At 67.4% G+C, this 15,708-nt stretch carries 15 protein-coding genes; 6 read left to right on the top strand and 9 right to left on the bottom strand.

Annotation, left to right across the window (positions count from 1 at the left end):
- From AB7O82_RS30215 to AB7O82_RS30200, 4 genes are all read left to right on the top strand, one after another.
- On the top strand, positions 1–584 hold a 584-nt coding region (locus AB7O82_RS30215; RefSeq protein ID WP_428620941.1), incomplete at its 5' end, for a LysR substrate-binding domain-containing protein.
- 271 nt (positions 585–855) lie between these two features.
- Positions 856–2,157 carry a threonine synthase gene (locus AB7O82_RS30210; protein ID WP_428620939.1) on the top strand — a complete coding sequence of 434 codons (1,302 nt, stop codon included), beginning with the start codon at positions 856–858 and terminating at the stop codon, positions 2,155–2,157.
- 8 nt (positions 2,158–2,165) lie between these two features.
- Positions 2,166–3,125: an LLM class flavin-dependent oxidoreductase gene (locus tag AB7O82_RS30205; RefSeq protein WP_428620937.1), complete on the top strand. Its 960-nt coding sequence runs from the start codon at positions 2,166–2,168 to the stop codon at positions 3,123–3,125.
- A 5-nt stretch (positions 3,126–3,130) separates the two neighbouring features.
- Positions 3,131–4,123 (top strand): LLM class flavin-dependent oxidoreductase, encoded by a 993-nt coding sequence (locus AB7O82_RS30200; protein ID WP_428620935.1) that lies wholly within the window; start codon positions 3,131–3,133, stop codon positions 4,121–4,123.
- A gap of 16 nt (positions 4,124–4,139) precedes the next feature.
- On the opposite strand, the gene AB7O82_RS30195 is transcribed toward AB7O82_RS30200, so the two are convergent.
- The 9 genes from AB7O82_RS30195 to AB7O82_RS30155 form a co-directional block, all read right to left on the bottom strand.
- Positions 4,140–4,349 (bottom strand): type II toxin-antitoxin system RelE/ParE family toxin, encoded by a 210-nt coding sequence (locus AB7O82_RS30195; protein ID WP_428620943.1) that lies wholly within the window; start codon positions 4,347–4,349, stop codon positions 4,140–4,142.
- 72 nt (positions 4,350–4,421) lie between these two features.
- Positions 4,422–4,640, bottom strand: a complete 219-nt coding sequence (locus AB7O82_RS30190) for an addiction module protein (protein ID WP_428554643.1) — start codon at positions 4,638–4,640, stop codon at positions 4,422–4,424.
- Between the two features lie 223 nt (positions 4,641–4,863).
- Positions 4,864–5,874: an LLM class flavin-dependent oxidoreductase gene (locus AB7O82_RS30185; protein WP_428620933.1), complete on the bottom strand. Its 1,011-nt coding sequence runs from the start codon at positions 5,872–5,874 to the stop codon at positions 4,864–4,866.
- Between the two features lie 13 nt (positions 5,875–5,887).
- Positions 5,888–7,624 (bottom strand): hydantoinase B/oxoprolinase family protein, encoded by a 1,737-nt coding sequence (locus AB7O82_RS30180; RefSeq protein ID WP_428552124.1) that lies wholly within the window; start codon positions 7,622–7,624, stop codon positions 5,888–5,890.
- Entirely contained in the window at positions 7,621–9,711 is a 2,091-nt protein-coding gene (locus AB7O82_RS30175) for a hydantoinase/oxoprolinase family protein (RefSeq protein WP_428620932.1), read from the bottom strand. Before AB7O82_RS30175 ends, AB7O82_RS30180 begins: the two co-directional genes overlap by 4 nt.
- Positions 9,712–9,729: 18 nt before the next feature.
- Positions 9,730–10,464: an ABC transporter ATP-binding protein gene (locus AB7O82_RS30170; protein WP_428552119.1), complete on the bottom strand. Its 735-nt coding sequence runs from the start codon at positions 10,462–10,464 to the stop codon at positions 9,730–9,732.
- Positions 10,461–11,258: an ABC transporter ATP-binding protein gene (locus AB7O82_RS30165; protein ID WP_428552117.1), complete on the bottom strand. Its 798-nt coding sequence runs from the start codon at positions 11,256–11,258 to the stop codon at positions 10,461–10,463. Before AB7O82_RS30165 ends, AB7O82_RS30170 begins: the two co-directional genes overlap by 4 nt.
- Positions 11,255–12,256 (bottom strand): branched-chain amino acid ABC transporter permease, encoded by a 1,002-nt coding sequence (locus AB7O82_RS30160; protein WP_428552114.1) that lies wholly within the window; start codon positions 12,254–12,256, stop codon positions 11,255–11,257. Before AB7O82_RS30160 ends, AB7O82_RS30165 begins: the two co-directional genes overlap by 4 nt.
- The gene (locus AB7O82_RS30155; protein ID WP_428552111.1) at positions 12,253–13,140 is read right to left on the bottom strand and encodes a branched-chain amino acid ABC transporter permease; all 888 of its coding nucleotides are present in this window, start codon (positions 13,138–13,140) and stop codon (positions 12,253–12,255) included. The genes AB7O82_RS30160 and AB7O82_RS30155 overlap by 4 nt, the downstream gene beginning before the upstream one ends.
- Before the next feature lie 360 nt (positions 13,141–13,500).
- On the opposite strand from AB7O82_RS30155, the gene AB7O82_RS30150 reads away from it, so the two are divergent.
- Together AB7O82_RS30150 and AB7O82_RS30145 are read left to right on the top strand one after the other, a co-directional pair.
- Positions 13,501–14,376 (top strand): IclR family transcriptional regulator, encoded by an 876-nt coding sequence (locus AB7O82_RS30150; protein ID WP_428620930.1) that lies wholly within the window; start codon positions 13,501–13,503, stop codon positions 14,374–14,376.
- The gene (locus AB7O82_RS30145) at positions 14,373–15,512 is read left to right on the top strand and encodes an ABC transporter substrate-binding protein (RefSeq protein WP_428552106.1); all 1,140 of its coding nucleotides are present in this window, start codon (positions 14,373–14,375) and stop codon (positions 15,510–15,512) included. Before AB7O82_RS30150 ends, AB7O82_RS30145 begins: the two co-directional genes overlap by 4 nt.
- The last annotated feature ends 196 nt before the right edge of the window (positions 15,513–15,708 follow it).

The raw sequence follows: 15,708 nt of genomic DNA, 5'->3' as shown, positions 1-15,708 counted from the left end.
TCAGCAAGCGTCATCCCGGCATCTCGTTCGACGTGACGATCGACGGCAGCGACCATGTCGTGGCCGCCGTGCGCGAGGGCCGCACCGACATCGGGCTTGCCTTCTATTCTCCGGCCGAGCGCGATCTCCTCACCGTCTTCAAGATGCGCGAGCCGCTGGTCGCGCTGATGTCAGCCGGCCATCCCCTGGCGAAGAAGCCGCGCATCTCGCTGGCCGAGAGCATGGCCTATCCGATCGCTCTGCCCGCCAAGAACACGGGCAGCCGCATCCTGATCGATGTCGCCTGCAAGGCTGCCGGCATCGCCATGGCGCCGGTGTTGGAGAGCAACTCGATCCAGCTCAAGGTGCACTTCGTGCACGTGAACTACGGCATAACGTTCCTCTCGCGGCTGTCCGCCTGGGACAGCCTGCGGGCGGGCGAGCTGGTTGCCGTGCCGATCCGCGACCGCATCGTCAACAGCGCGACGATCGACGCGATCACGCACGCCTCGCGTCAGCTTTCCGTCGCGGCCGAGGAGTTCCTGCGCTTCCTGCAGGGCGAGCTGCAGAACCTGCGTGATCCGACGGCGAACGCTGCCGACTGACGGTCTGCCGGGACCGCGCCACTGGTGGCGCTTTCTTTTCCTCCCCAAGCTTTGCTGTGGAAGTGTCCGCGTCTTCGCGGACGGAGGGGTCATGAATTGGGCTGCGGGCGTCTCCCCCCCACAATATCCAGATCCGGCGCGACGCCCGCGGTCCACCAAGAGCATGACCCGTCGCCGTAAGACGGCGACACCTCCCCAGCGAAGCTGGGGAGGAGCAGATGAGCGCCACTATGGCGGAGGCTACTCCGCCACCAATGGCGTGGTCCCGGCGATGAGCCGGTTGACGCTGCAATCGGCGAGGGCCAACGTGCGCGCCGACATGCCCGCGCCTGCTGCACTCGTTTGCGTTCGTTGTGGTTCCCGCCTTCCCGTTGATCGCTACGCCGAGGATTGCCCGGCCTGCCGGGCGCGCGGTGCGCCGGCCAACCTGACGGTGGCCTACGACGCCATACCCGGACGGGAGCTGGACCGCGAGAAGATCGCCAACCGGCCTTCGACGATGTGGCGCTGGGATTCCTTCCTCTGCTCGTCCGCCGCCGACGCGGTGAGCCTCGGCGAGGGCAACACGCCGTTGCTACACGCGCCGGCGCTCGGGCTGGGCGATGTCTGGATCAAGGACGAGTCGCGCAATCCCACCTGGTCGTTCAAGGATCGGCTCGCGTCGTCGGCGGTCACCATGGCGCGGCAGTTCGGCGCCAGAGTGATCGCCTCCAGCTCCTCCGGCAACGCCGGCGCAGCGGCGGCCGCCTACGCGGCCAAGGCGGGGCTGCCCTGCGTCGTCTTCACCTTCGTCGGCGCGTCGCCACCGCTGGTGGCGCAAATGCGTGCTTATGGCGCCATGGTCGTCGCCGTCGAGGACAAGGCCGATCGCTGGCGCCTGCAATCGGCCGGCGTGCGCGAGTTCGGTTGGTATCCGACCTCGCCGTTCTTCGGTCCCGTCGTCGGCAGCAATCCCTACGGCATGGAAGGCTACAAGACGATCGCCTACGAGGTCGCCGAGGCCTTCGACTGGGATGTGCCCGAGTGGTGCGTGCTGCCGGTCTGCTATGGCGACGCGCTCTACGGCATGTGGAAGGGCTTCGAGGAATTGAAGGCTTTGGGCTGGACCCAGCGCACGCCGCGCCTGGTGGCGGCCGAGGTCTCGGGCTCGATCGCCGCCGCCATGGCGAGCGGCGAGCCGATGCCGCCTGACAGGCCGCGCAACGCACCGTCGATCGCCACCTCGATCGGCGCCAACCAGGGCACGGTGCAGGCGCTCGAGGTCCTGCGTCGCAGCGGCGGCACCGCTGTCACCGTCGAAAATGACGCGCTCGCGCGCTGGGTCGTCACCGTGGGCGCCAGGGAAGGCATCTGGCCGGAGGCCGCCTCGGCGGCGACCTTCGCCGCCATCGAGCACCTGCGCGCCAACGGCACGATCGAGTCCGATGCGCGGGTCGTGGCGCTGCTGACCGCCAGCGGGCTGAAGGACACCGCAGTGATCGAAACCGCTTTGCCGCCGACACCCGTCGTCGCGGGCGGCCTCAGCGAAGTGTTGGGCACCCTGCGTGACGTCTATGGATACAGGCATGGGTAAGTTGGAGCATGGCTGAGTTCGGCATCTCGATGGATGGCCGCGCGCCGATCGGCGAAATCGCGGCACAGGCACGGGCGGCAGAGGAGGGTGGTGCCTCAACGCTGTGGATTGCCTGCCATCTCTTCCTGCGCGACCCGATCACCACGGCGGCGCTGGCGCTGGGTGCCACCAAGCGGATCAGGATCGCGCTGATGGCGATGAGTCCTTATTCGACGCATCCCGTCTTCATCGCCATGGCGGCGGCGACGCTGGAGGAGATGTATCCCGGCCGCGTGACCCTGTGTCTCGGCGTGGGCGCACCGAGGGATCTCGAGGCGGCCGGCATCGATGCGCCCAGGCCGCTGGTCTCGATCAGCGAGACGGTGAAGATCTGCCGTGCTCTGCTGGCCGGCGAGATGGTCGATTTCCAGGGCCAGGTGTTCCATGCCGCCGGCCGGCGCCTGGCCAATGGCGGTCGCAACGTGCCGATCGTGCTCGCGGCGTCGCGTCCCAACATGCTGCGCCTGTCGGGGCGCGAGGCCGATGGCGTGCTGATTTCGGCGGCGACATCGCCGCCGTTCGTGAAGGCCTGCCTCGACCAGGCGGCCGGCGCCGCGCCGGGACGCCCGCTGCGCAAGCTCGGCATCGTCTATACGAAGATCGGGACCAGCGAGATGGAGGGCATCGATCCGATCCGCCGGCCGATCGGCTTCGTGCTGCGTGGTGCCCACCATGCCGAGAACATCCGCTTGTCGGGCGCGTCGCTCGACCAGACGGCGCTGGCGGCGGCTTACGCGGCCGAGAACTGGGCCGAGGTCGACCGGCTGGTGAGCGACGACGTGGTGCGCCGCCACGCCGCCTGCGGTACGCCCGCCCAGGTCAGGGCCAGGCTGGATGAATATCGCGCCATCGGGCTCGACGAGGTGGTGATCGGCGGCGTCGACGACGCCAGGTCGATCGCCGACGTGCTTGCCGCCGTTCGGGGATGACGTCGATGAAGTTCAGCATCAGCCTGCCGACCTGCTTCGAAGGGGTCATGTATCCCATTCCCTTCGTCGAGCCGGGTGACTTCGTGCGCATGGCCCAGCTCTGCGAGAAGCTCGGCTACGATTCGGTGTGGGGCAACGACCACATCACCAGCCAGCACTACGTGCGCGAGCTGTTCCCCGACCGGGCGCCCAATTTCTACGAGCTGATGACGGTGCTGTCGTTTTGCGCCGCCGCCACCAGCCGCATCCGGGTCGGCACGGCGCTCGCCGTGCTGCCGATGCGCGATCCGTTCTGGCTTGCCAAGCAGTCTGCCACCATCGACCAGCTCTCGAACGGCCGGCTTGTGCTGGCGTTGGGCATCGGCGCCTATCGCGAGGAGTTCGCCGCCTGGGCGCCGCGCCTTGCCGCCAAGGGGCGGCGCGGCGAGATGATGGACGAGGGGATCGAGCTGATGCGCCGCCTGTTCACCGAGCGGCGGGTGACGCACGACGGCAAGTATTACGCCGTGCGCGACCTCGAGATGTATCCCAAGCCCAAGCGCGATCCGTTCGCGCTGTGGATCGGCGGCCACAACATGGAGACGGTCGAGCGCGTGGCCCGCTACGCCACGGGATGGCTGCCCGGCTGGCGCCCCTGGCCGGAGCTCGAGGGGCGCATCAGGACGGTGAAGGCGCGCGCAACCGAGTTGGGCCGCGATCCCGTCGGCATCGAGATCGCCCCGCAGTTCTCGCTCACGATCGCGAAGACGGCGGAGGAAGCGGAACGCCGCTACATGGACTCGGGCCTCGTCGCCCATCGCAAGTCGCTCGCCTATACCGGCCGCGACCTCACCAAGCAGGTCGTCGCCAACCTGGTCGGCTCGCCCGACCTGATCCTGGAGAAGATCGACGGCCTCAGGAAGATCGGCGTCGACCATGCCTGCGCCCTGATGATCCCGGCCGACAGCATGGCCGAGTTCGAGGACCAGGTGGAATGGTTCGCCAAGGTGGCGCTGTAGGCACTCTCCGGCAAGATCATCGCTGCAGACGATCGCGCCAGTAGTCCGAACGGCGATGCAGGTGCGCGACCGCCAGCACCAGAATGGTGCCGCCGTCGATGGTGTAGATCAGTCCGTAGGGGAAGCGGCTGAGGCGACAGCGCCGAACACCTTCACCCAGCGGATGCCACGCCTCAGGAAAGCGCTCGATGCGCTTCACAGTCGACAGCACCTCGATCAAGAACACATCGCCCAAGCCCGGTGCCTGCGCTCCGTGCGTGGTCGAGCTCGATTTCGACGATTTCGAGGAACCGGACCGTCACGGTCGGTATTTGGCAACAACGTCGTTTAGGTCCTTGGCGGCAAGCTCACCACGTCGATAGGCTGCTACGCGGTCGGTCACTTCCCGCGCCCACAGCTGATCGATTTTGGGGTCGGCATGGTCCAGGCTGTCGAGCACGTCCTCGACCAGCGCGATGCGGTCTTCCGGAGACAGAGCGCGTGCCCGGTCGATCAGCGTCTTGGCATCGTTGCCCATTTCGGCTCCTTGCCGTTCGGGATTTTATGATACCTGCGCGCCGCGGACGGCTCTAGGCGCGAGAACCTCAAGTCAAAGCGCCCGTTCCGATGCTGGCGGGGCATCGGTGATCTCCGCTGATCTCGCCCATTCGCCTGCAGAAAGAAAGATCCCTCGCTGTGTTCGGGATGAAAAATGCAGTCATCCCGAGCGCATCGAGGGAGCTTTCCTCATTGTCCGCGCCTCACTTGATCTTCGGCGTCACCTCCTCGCCGAAAATCTGCATCTGGTCGATCAGCTCCTGGACCGAGTTGGCGGCGAAGTAGAGGCCGAGGAAGTGGGTGACGCCGGCCTCGCGGAAGGCGTGGGCCTTGTCGATGATCTCGGCTGGCGTGCCGATCAGGTTGATGTCCTCGTGGGTCGCCGTGCCCTGGCCCTTCAGGGTCGACTTGGAGAGCGACACCAGGTGCTTGTTCATCTGGCTCTTGCGGAAGCTCTCGATGGCGGCCTGGCGGGTCTTGCCGACATGGACGACGAATTGCGGGCAGACCTCGATGGTCTTCGGATCGCGGCCGATCTTCTCCGCTTCCTCGCGCAGCGTCTTCACGCCGGCCCGCACGCGGTCGACATGCATGCCGGCCGGCAGCCAGCCGTCGGCCCACTTGACGGTGCGGGTGATGTTGTTGGGGTTGTTGCCGCCGACATAGATCGGGATGTGGTTCTGCAAGGGCTTGGGATAGAGCTCGACGTCGCGGAACTTGTAGTACTTGCCGTCGAAGCTCGCGACGCGCTGCTTGAACAGGAGGTTCAGCGCCTGCAGGCCCTCGTCGACGATGTCGCCGCGGTCCATCTTCGCATCGGGTTGCAGCGCCTTGAACTCCTCGCGATAGGCGCCGATGCCGACGCCGACCTCGAGCCGGCCCTTGCCGAAATGATCCAGGGTGGCGATCTGCTTGGCCGTCACCACGATGTCGTGGCGCATCGGCAGCACCAGCACGCCGGTGCCGACCTTGATCGTCTTCGTCTCCGACAGGATGAAGGCGTAGGTGATCAGCGGCTCCCAGAAGCGCGGCGGCACCGGGAACTCGGCGCGCACGTAGTTCTGGGTGGTCATGTGGTCGTTGCCCCAGACCGAGTCGTAGCCGAATTTTTCCGCTGCCTGGGCAATGCGGATGACGTTCTCGGGATCGGAGAACGGGATGGGGTAGGTCAGGCCCTCCATCCCGGTCGGCAGGCCGGCGCTCACGCGGGTCATGTCGTCGTCTCCCTTACTCGGCCGCGATCGCGCGCAGCTTCGCCGTTTCCGCCTCGTCGACGACGCCATCGTCGTTGACCGCTACGCCATAGTCGCGCCGTGCCGACTCGGCCGAGATGAAGCCCTGGCGCACGTCCTGGGCGACCGCCGCCGCCGGCCGCTTGCGCGGATTGCCAAGCCCGCCGCCGCCCGGCATGGCGATGATCACGCGGTCCTTGGGCGGCACGGTCTGCAGGCCCTTGCCGCGCAGCACCGTGCCGGACGACAGCGTGACCGAGCCGGCTTTGCCGGCGAGCCCGCCTTCGCGGCCGCGCGCCGGATGGTCGATGCGGTCGTAATAGGCGCTGAGCGCGAACGGCGCCGTGTCGAGCGTGCCCACCTCCATGATCTGGCCCAGCCCGCCGCGGAACTCGCCCGCGCCGCCCGAATCCTGGCGGTACTCCTTGCGCCATACGACGATCGGCGACACCGCCTCGTTGACCTCGATCGGCACGTTCTTGACGCCGCTCGGGAAGGCGGTGGCCGAGAGGCCGTCGGCGCCCGGCCGTGCGCCGGTGCCGCCGGCATGGAAGCTCATGACGCTGAACGGCTTGGCGTGGACGGTCTCGGACGGATCGCCGCCGGTCGAGCCGGGGCCGCCCAGCGCGAACAGGTTCCACAGGCACGACGTGCCCTCGGCCGGGACCTTGCCGCCCAGCGCCTGGTGCAGGCAGCCGAACATCACGTCGGGCAGCATCTGCCCGGTTACGTGACGCGCCGCCACGGGCGCCGGCTTCTGGGCGTTGAGGATCGAATCCACGGGCGCGGTGACGCGGATCACCGACAGCGAGCCCTCGTTGTTCGGCACCTTGGGCGCCACGATGCACTTCACGCCGAACGAGGCGTAGGCCTCGGTGTAGCAGACCGGTACGTTGATGCCGAATGCCGACACGCCCGACGTGCCGGCGAAGTCGACGTCGATGCCGTCCTCGCCGATCGTCATGGTGGCGACCAGGTCGATCGGCTTGTCGTAGCCGTCGACGCGCATGGCGTAGCTGTAGGTGCCGGGCGTGATCTTGCGGATCAGCTCGAGCGAGGCCTGCTTGGACTTCTCGAGGATGTGGCGGCCCAGCCGATCGAGATCGTCGATGGCGAACTCGTCCATCATCTCGATCAGGCGGCGGCAGCCGATCTCGTTGCAGGTCGCCAGCGAGTAGAGGTCACCCACCACCTGGATCGGCTCGCGCACGTTGGCGCTCACGATCTCGATCAGAGTCTCGTCGACCTTGCCTTCGCGCGCGAAGCGCATCAGCGGGATGTAGAGGCCCTCCTCGTAGACCTGCCGGGCGTCGGTGGTCATGCCGCGGCCGCCGATGTCGACGACGTGGCAAGTCGAGGCGAACATCGCCACCATCTTGCCGCGCCGGAAGGTCGGCGTGACGAAAGTGAAGTCGTGCAGATGGCCGGTGCCCTTCCACGGGTCATTGGTCAGGAAGATGTCGCCTTCCTTCATGGTGTGCGCCGGGAAGCGCGCCAGGAAGTGGCGCACGGCGCGGGCCATCGAGTTGATGTGGCCCGGCGTGCCGGTGACGGCCTGCGCCAGCATGGCGCCGTCGAGATCGAACACACCGGCCGACAGGTCGCCGGCCTCGCGCGTCGATGTCGAGAAGCCGGTGCGAATGAGGGCGAGCGCCTGCTCCTCGACGACCGCGATCAGGCGGTCCCACATCAGTTGCAGGCGAATGGGCGAGAGCGGATCGTTGAAGCTCATGGAACCTTCTCCAGCAGGATGGCGCCGATCGGGTTGATGCGGGCGGCAAAGCTCTTGGGGACAATGGTGGTCGTCTCGTCCTCGGCGATCACCGCCGGGCCCGGCACGAGGCTGCCGATCGAAAGATCGGTGCGATGGTAGACCGACACGGTCTTCATGTCCTGATCGGCCGGGTCGTAGACCGCGCGGCTGCCGCGCGCCGTCGCCGGCTTGTCGGCTGGCTGGGGCGGGCTCCGGGGCATCTCGACCTGCTCGGCGGCGAGCCGCAGTGTCCAGTTCATGATCTCGACGTCGAGGCCCGGGATGGTGCGGCCGAAGGTGCCGGCGTAGCCGTCCTCGTAGAGCTTGATCAGCTTCTCGCGCGAGGCGGCGTCGAACCTGCCGGCCGGCAGGCTGACGGTGATCTCGTGGCCCTGGCCGCGATAACGCATGTCCGCCGTGCGAGTCTCGACGAGCTTCGCATCGGGAGCGCCCGCCTTGACCACGTCCTCGGCCTCGGCACGCATCTCGGCGAACAGGGCGTTGACGTAGGCGGGATCGAACCGGCCATCGAGCTGGACGTAGCGGCTGCGCACCACCTCATAGGCGACCGGCGCCATCAGGAAGCCGACCGCCGAGCCGACGCCGGCGCCGCTCGGCACCATGATGCGGCGGATGCCGAGCTTCTCGGCCAGCCGCGCGGCATGGATGGGCGCGGCGCCGCCAAAGGCGATCATGGTGCGATCCTGCAGCTCCTTGCCGCGCTCGACGGCGTGCACGCGCGCGGCGTTGGCCATGTTCTCCTCGACGATCTCGCTGACGCCGAACGCCGCATCGAGGCGGACGAGGCCGAGCGGCTTGCCGACCGACTTGTCGACGGCGGCGCCTGCCTTGTCGGGCGAGAGCCTGATCGAGCCGCCGGCGAAGTAGCCGGGATCGATGCGGCCCAGCACGACGTCGGCGTCGGTCACGGTGGGCTCGCTGCCGCCGCGACCGTAGCTCGCCGGCCCGGGCTCGGCGCCGGCGCTTTCAGGGCCGACATTGACGCGCGACATCGCATCGACCGAGGCGATCGAGCCGCCGCCCGCGCCGATCTCGACCATCTCGATGACGGGAATGCGAAGGGGCAGCCCGCTGCCCTTGAGGAAGCGGTACTGGCGTGCCACCTCGAATGATCGCGAATGCTGCGGCTCGCCGTGATCGATCAGGCAGATCTTGGCGGTGGTGCCGCCCATGTCGAACGACAGCACCTTGTCGAGGCCGCACTGGCGCGCCAGCGCCGCCGCCAGGATCGCGCCGCCGGCCGGCCCGGACTCGACCAGCCGGATCGGGAACTTGCGGGCCGTCTCCAGCGCCGCCAGGCCGCCGCCCGAGGTGATCAGGAACAGCGGGCAGGTCGTGCCCTTGGCGCGCAGCGCCGCGTCGAGTCGGCCGAGATAGCGATCCATCACCGGCTGGACGTAGGCGTTTGCCACGGCAGTCGACCAGCGCTCGTATTCGCGGATTTCCGGCGACACCTCGCTCGACAGGGTGATCGACACGCCGGGTAGCAGCCCGGCCAGGATGTCGCGCGTGCGCCGCTCGTGGGTGCCGTCGAGATAGGCGTGCATGTAACCGATCGCGATTGCCTCGACCTTGGCCGCCGCGAGCCTCGCGGCCAGCGCGCGCACTGCCGTCTCGTCGAGCGGCACCAGAACGTTGCCGCGGCCGTCGAGCCGTTCGGGGATGCCGAAGCGCAGCTCGCGCGGAACCAGCGGCGGCGGCTTCTGCATGAAGATGTCGTATTGCTCGAAGCGGTGCTCGAAGGCGATCTCGATCGAATCGCGGAAGCCCTCGGTGACGACCAGTGCCGTCTTCGCACCCTTGCGCTCGATGATGGCGTTGGTGGCCAGCGTGGTGCCGTGGATGATCAGGCCGAGATCGGCCGCCTCGAGCTTCGAGAGCTCGAGGATCTCCTCGACGCCGGCCAGCACGCCCTCCTCGGGCGCGCGCGGCGTGGTCAGCACTTTTACACTCTCGCGCCTGCCGTCCCATTCCAGGGCGAGATCCGTGAAGGTGCCTCCGATATCGACGGCGAGGCGTGCCCGGTCCCTGTGTCCTGTGTTCATCGACCTTTGCTCATCTTCCTACGCTGCTGTCTGCTGGATGTTGCCGCCGAGATAGGCCTGGCGGATGCGCGGATCGGTGCGCACCTCGGCCGCCGGGCCTTCCATGAATTTGCGCCCCTGCTCCATGACCAGGGCGCGGTCCGAGATCAGCAGGGCGCCGCGCACGTTCTGCTCGACGATCAGGACAGTGACGCCGCGCGCCGCAATCTGCTGCACCGTGGTGAACACGTCACCCTGCATCTTGGGCGACAAGCCGAGTGACGGCTCGTCGAGCAGGAGGAGCGTCGGCTCGACCAGCAGCACCATGGCCATCTCCAGGACCTGCTGTTCGCCGCCCGACAGGTTGCCGGCTTCGGTGCGCTCCTTCTGCTTCAGCATGGGGAACAGCGCGACCACGCGGCCGATCGCGGCGTCGTGCATCGCCGCCGGCAGGGTATAGCAGCCCATCTTGAGGTTCTCGGCGACCGACATCGCCGGGAAATTGCAACGGCCCTGCGGCACGAAACCGATGCCGCGTTTCAGCCGCTCCCACGGCGGCAGGCGCTCGATTGCCTGGCCGTTGAACAGGATCCGGCCGGAGAAGAATCGGTTGGCGCCGTAGATGGCGCGCAGCAGGGTCGACTTGCCGGCGCCATTGCCGCCGATCAGGGTCGTGATCGTGCCGCCGTGCAGGCTGGCCGAGAAATCGCGCACGATGGGGTTGTCGCCATAGCCCGCGGTGACCGATTCGAGCGCGAGGGTGGGCGCGCTCACGCCGCACCCCGCATCTCGGCCGCGGCCATCTCGGGCGTCATGCCGAGATAGGCCTCGAGCACGCGCGGATCGTGGTGGATGTCGTGCGCCGTGCCTTCGGCGAGCTTCCTGCCCTGGTCGAGCACGATCACCTGATGGCAGAGGTTTGTGATGAACTCGACATTGTGCTCGACGATCAGGAAGGTCTCGCCGGCCCGGTTGAGCTCGGCCAGCGCGACCTCGATCTCGCGGATGCGGCTCGGGTTGACGCCGGCCACCGGCTCATCGAGCACGACGATCTTGGGATGCGGCATCAGGGCGGCGGCGAGCGCCACCAGCTTCTTCTGGCCATACGACAGGATGCCGGTCTCGACGTCGTAGTAGCGCTGCAGGCCGATCAGCTCGACCAGCTGGCGGGCCCGCGTCTCGGCGGCATCGACCGCCAGCCGGTAGCGTCGCGTGCGGAAGAACTCGTCGACCCAGGTCGCCGGATCGAACTGCTGGGTGGCGATGGCGAGATTGTCGCGCAGGCTGAGCCGTTCGTAGATCCTGACCGTCTGGAAGGTCCGCATCAGGCCGGCGCGGGCGATGTGGTGCGCCGGTTGGCCGGAGATGTCGTTGCCGGCCAGCACGATCCTGCCGCCGTCGCGCTTCTGGAAGCCGGAGATGCAGTCGATCGCCGTGCTCTTGCCGGAGCCGTTGGGTCCGATCAGTCCGGTCACGCTGCCGGCTTCGACTGCGAACGACACGCCGTCGAGCGCGTGCACGCCGGCGTAGGATTTGCGCAGGTCGGTGACCTCGAGGATGGTGCTCATTTCAGCGCCTCGCGCAGGGGAGTGCCCAGCTCGGCGCCCGCGGTGGTCGAGGCGGCGCCGGTCAGCGCTTCGCGCATACGGGCCACCTGGCGGTCGCGCAGCCAGCCGGCGATTCCCGACGGCATGACGAACACGGCGACCACCAGGATCACGCCGTAGATGATCATGCGGAGGTCGGCGGAGAAGCGCAGCACCTCGGGCAGCGCCGACAGGGCGATGCCGGCCACCACCACGCCCCAGAAGCTGCCGGTGCCGCCGATGATCACGATGATCAGGAAGGTCTGCATGTAATAGAAATCGAGGAACGTCGGATCGACGATGCCGAGATGGAAGCTGAAGACGCCGCCGGCAGCGCCGGTGACGGCGGCGCCAATGGCAAAGGCGGCGAGCTTGTAGGGCATCGGCGAGATGCCCTGCGCCCGTACCAGCGGCTCGTTCTGCTTGATCGCCACCAGGGTGCGGCCGATGCGCGAGCTGCACAACGCATAGAGGAAGGCCAGCATCGCCACCGAGAACGCCCAGGCGATCCAGTAGAATTGGCCGGTCGTGCCGAAGCGATAGCCGAACGCCACCGGCGGCGGCAGGTTGGGGATGCCGAGCGGGCCGCGCGTCAGGCTGACCCAGTCGCGCGCGATCAGGCTCGCCAGCAGGGCGAAGGTGAGCGTCACGATGACGAAGGCGTGGCGATTGGTCCGCAACGTCGGATAGCCGACGACCAGCGCGACCACGGCATTGATCAGCGCCGCCCACACCAGGCCCCACCAGAAGGTGCCGCCGAAGGTGACGACGGTCAGCGCCGAGGCGTAGCCACCGATTCCCCAGAAGGCGAGCTGGGCGAACGACAGCAGGCCGGTAAAGCCGTAGACCAGGTTCAGGGCCGCCGCGGCCACGGTGAAGATCAGTGCCGAGACGCCGACGCCGATGACGTAGTTTGATGAGCTGAGCAGTGGCAGGGCGCCGAGCGCGAGAGCGGCTGCCAGGGCGAGCGCGAGCTTCATCCGACGCGCATGCCCCCGCGCTTGAACAGGCCGTCGGGGCGGACGAACAGCACCGCGATCATGATCACGAACACCGCGGCCTCCTGCCAGACGATCTCGAAGAAGCCGCCGATCCAGCTTTCGACCAGGCCGAGCCCGAGAGCGGCGACGATGGCGCCGGGGATGTTGCCAAGCCCGCCGATGATGACCAGCGCGAAGGCCTTGAAGATCAGGAACTGGCCCATGTAGGGCGTGACGAGCTGGATTGGTGCGATCGCCGCGCCGGCGAGACCGCACAGGCCGGCCGCCAGGACCACGGCGTTGCGCGCCACGACGCGCGGCCGGATGCCGACCATCAGCGCCGCCTCGCGGTTCTGGGCGATGGCGCGCATGGCGCGGCCGAACTGGGTGTAGCGCAGCACGACGTAGAGGCCGGCGAAGGCGGCCAGCGCCGACGCCGCGCCGATGATGCGCGTCCAGGTGATGCGGATCGAGCCGATCTCGACGCCGTCGAAGGCGTACTGCGTGTCGACCATGCGCGGCGTCGCTGTGAAGAGATACTGCATGACGTGGATGACGATGATCGACAGGCCGAGCGTCACCAGGATGCTGCGTTCGAACTCCTCGGGCTTGAGGCGGATCAGCAGCACCTCGTACACCATGAAGCCGAACAGCATGATCGCCAGGATCGCGACGGCGAGCGCCGGCCAGTAGAGCAGGCCGAGCACCGGCAGCGCGAACGTCATGGCGTAGGCGCCCAGCATCAGGAACTCGCCATGCGCGAAGTTGATGATCTCCATGACGCCGAAGATCAGCGACAGGCCGACGGCGATCAGGGCGTAGAGCAGGCCGAGTGCGATCCCGTTCAGCGTCAGCTGCACCAGGTAGACGGCGTCAACGGTCATCGTGACGGCTCTGCAATTCCCGGACCATGCTCTTGCTTTCCTCCCCGGCTTCGCTGGGGAGGCGCCCCATCTTACGGGGCGGAGGGGTCATGTCTTTCATGGCTGGGAGCGCGCCACTCCTGTGGCGCTCTTCTCGCTGATCACACACTCCATGAGCGCCACTGGAGAGGCGCGCTCCCAGCCCATGACCCCTCCGTCGCCGTAAGACGGCGACACCTCCCCCAGCGAAGCTGGGAAGGAAAGCTTGAGATGCGTCATTCGTCACGGTTCGTCTCGGACTCGCTTCGATAGGCGTTGACACATAAATGAGAATCCTGCGAACGTGCAACTATCGAAACGATGTACCGATATTCGGAACAATTGCCGATACGCCCGAATTCCATTCGCCCGCGCCCGCCGCGCAGCGGCGCCAGGCGGGCCGCCGGGTCGCAATCCCTGGAGCGCGGGCTCGACATACTGGAGGCGATCGAGGCCGAGAGTGGCGAGATCGGCGTGCGGGAGCTCGCGCGTCGCGTCGGGCTCAGTCCCACCATCGTGCAGCGTCTGGTGACCTCGCTCGCCGGCCGCAGCTACATCGAGAAGAATCCCGAGACGTCGCGCTATCGCCTGGGCCATCGTGCCATGATCCTCGGCGCCAGCGGCGAGCGCGGCGTCGACTATGTCGCCACCGCGCGCCGCGAGCTCGACCGGATGGCGCACGAGCATCATCTCAACGGCTTCGTGGCGGTGCTGCGGGCCGGTCGCGCGATCTACCTGCAGGCCGTGCAGGCCGACGGGCCGGTGGCCATCCGCGTGAGCCTGGGCAGCGAGATGCCCCTGCACAGCACGGCCGCCGGCAAGGTCCTGCTGGCCTCGCTCGACGATGCGGCGGCGCGCAAGCTGCTCGGCCATCGCAAGCTCGCGGCCATCACGCCGCACACGATCACCGATCCTGCCGTCCTGCTGGCGTCGCTCGCCAGGGTGCGGCGTCAGGGCTACGCCACCGTGGTCGAAGAGAACATTCCGGGGATACTGTCGGTCGGCGCGCCGATCACCGACCGCGGCGGCACTGTAGTGGCGGCATTGTCCACGGCTTTCCCCAAGTATCTTGACGCCGACCGGACGCTGCAGGGCGTGATTCCCCTGGTGACGGCGGCGGCGCAGCGCGTGTCGCGGTCGCTCGGCGCGAGCGAGGTTGGCATGACGCCTGCTATGCGTTTGATTGCAAATGGGGAGCGCAACGGAGGGAAGCGATGAGGGCGAAGATGTTGGCGGCGGCCATGGCCGTCGGGCTTTGGGGCATCGGCATGGCGTCGGCACAGCAGCCGCCGATCGTGATCGGCGTGTCGACCGGGCAGACCGGCGCCGTCGCCGTGGCGGCGGAATGGGAATTGTGGGGCGTCAACCTCGCCGTCGAGGAGATCAATGCCGCCGGCGGCCTGCTCGGCCGCAAGGTCGAGGTCCTGGTGATGGACAACAAGTGCAATCCCTCGGAAGCGGTCAACGTCGCCAACAAGCTGGTCGAGGCCAAGGTGGTGGCGATCGAGGGGGCGCATTGCAGCTCGGCCCATCTCGCCAGCATGAAGATCATCGCCGATGCCAAGATCCCGATGGTCACCGGCATCGCCTCCAATCCGCAGATCACCGAGCTCGCCGGGCCGGGCCGCAACGAGTACTCGTTCCGTATCAGCCCGTCGGACAGCGCCATGATGGAAGCGCTCGGCACCTATCTCGGCGAGAAGAAGGTGTTCAAGAACGCGGCGATCATCGGCGAGGACACCGATTTCGGCCGCGGCGGCGCCGATGCCTTCAAGAAAGTGGCCGAGAAGGCCGGTGTCACCGTCGTGTCGACCGACTTCCATCCGCAGAACACGCCGGACTTCACCAGCATCCTGACGCGCATCCAGCAGCGCCGACCCGATGCCATCGCCACCTTCCAGGTGGGCGGCGATTCGATCAACTTCCTGCGCCAGGCCATGCAGCTCGGCGTGCGCATCCCGTACACCGGCCGCATCGAGTTGGGCGGGCGCAACCAGCCGATCATCGAGGCCGGCGGCATGGAGAAGTCGATCAGCGCCTGGACCTACAACGCCACCATCGACACGCCGTCCAACAAGGCGTTCGTCGAGAAGATCAAGGCCAAGCACAAGTCGGAGCCTTACCTGCAGACCTGGGGTGCCTACGATTCGATTCGCGTCATCGCGCAGGCGATCAAGGATGCCAACAGCACCGAGGGCCCGAAGATCAAGGACGCCATCAAGAACATGAAGTTCACCAACGTCATGGGCAAGACGGTGACCTTCGACGACCACAACTCGGCCGGCCGCTTCGTCGTGCTGCAGACGGTGAACAACAAGAAGGTCGGCGTCGCGGATATCGTCGAGGTGAAGTGATCTCTTTGCCTCCCAGCGTCATCGCTGGGGAGGTGTCCGCGTCACCGCGGACCTGCCTTCGCCGAAGCGAAGCCGCTTCGGCCTCGCGCAGGCAGGCGGAGGGGTCATGGCTCATGCTCTTCCGGACCGCGGGCGTCCCGCCCGCACATTATCATGAGATCATGATCGGGCGGGACGCCCGCGGTCCGGAAGACGC

The sequence above is a fragment of the Reyranella sp. genome, from assembly GCF_050185545.1.
GTDB lineage: Bacteria > Pseudomonadota > Alphaproteobacteria > Reyranellales > Reyranellaceae > Reyranella.
The sequence above is the reverse complement of the archived record's forward strand: the minus strand, read 5'-3'. Positions and strand labels throughout refer to the sequence as shown.

What these genes read in the sequence shown, in the direction of transcription:
- AB7O82_RS30190 (WP_428554643.1), bottom strand. Translation starts at nt 4,640, where the DNA reads ATGGGCAACGATGCCAAGACGCTGATCGACCGGGCACGCGCTCTGTCT.
- AB7O82_RS30165 (WP_428552117.1), bottom strand. Translation starts at nt 11,258, where the DNA reads ATGAGCACCATCCTCGAGGTCACCGACCTGCGCAAATCCTACGCCGGC.
- AB7O82_RS30185 (WP_428620933.1), bottom strand. Translation starts at nt 5,874, where the DNA reads ATGACCCGCGTGAGCGCCGGCCTGCCGACCGGGATGGAGGGCCTGACC.
- AB7O82_RS30180 (WP_428552124.1), bottom strand. Translation starts at nt 7,624, where the DNA reads ATGAGCTTCAACGATCCGCTCTCGCCCATTCGCCTGCAACTGATGTGG.
- AB7O82_RS30155 (WP_428552111.1), bottom strand. Translation starts at nt 13,140, where the DNA reads ATGACCGTTGACGCCGTCTACCTGGTGCAGCTGACGCTGAACGGGATC.
- AB7O82_RS30145 (WP_428552106.1), top strand. Translation starts at nt 14,373, where the DNA reads ATGAGGGCGAAGATGTTGGCGGCGGCCATGGCCGTCGGGCTTTGGGGC.
- AB7O82_RS30175 (WP_428620932.1), bottom strand. Translation starts at nt 9,711, where the DNA reads ATGAACACAGGACACAGGGACCGGGCACGCCTCGCCGTCGATATCGGA.
- AB7O82_RS30160 (WP_428552114.1), bottom strand. Translation starts at nt 12,256, where the DNA reads ATGAAGCTCGCGCTCGCCCTGGCAGCCGCTCTCGCGCTCGGCGCCCTG.
- AB7O82_RS30210 (WP_428620939.1), top strand. Translation starts at nt 856, where the DNA reads ATGAGCCGGTTGACGCTGCAATCGGCGAGGGCCAACGTGCGCGCCGAC.
- AB7O82_RS30200 (WP_428620935.1), top strand. Translation starts at nt 3,131, where the DNA reads ATGAAGTTCAGCATCAGCCTGCCGACCTGCTTCGAAGGGGTCATGTAT.
- AB7O82_RS30205 (WP_428620937.1), top strand. Translation starts at nt 2,166, where the DNA reads ATGGCTGAGTTCGGCATCTCGATGGATGGCCGCGCGCCGATCGGCGAA.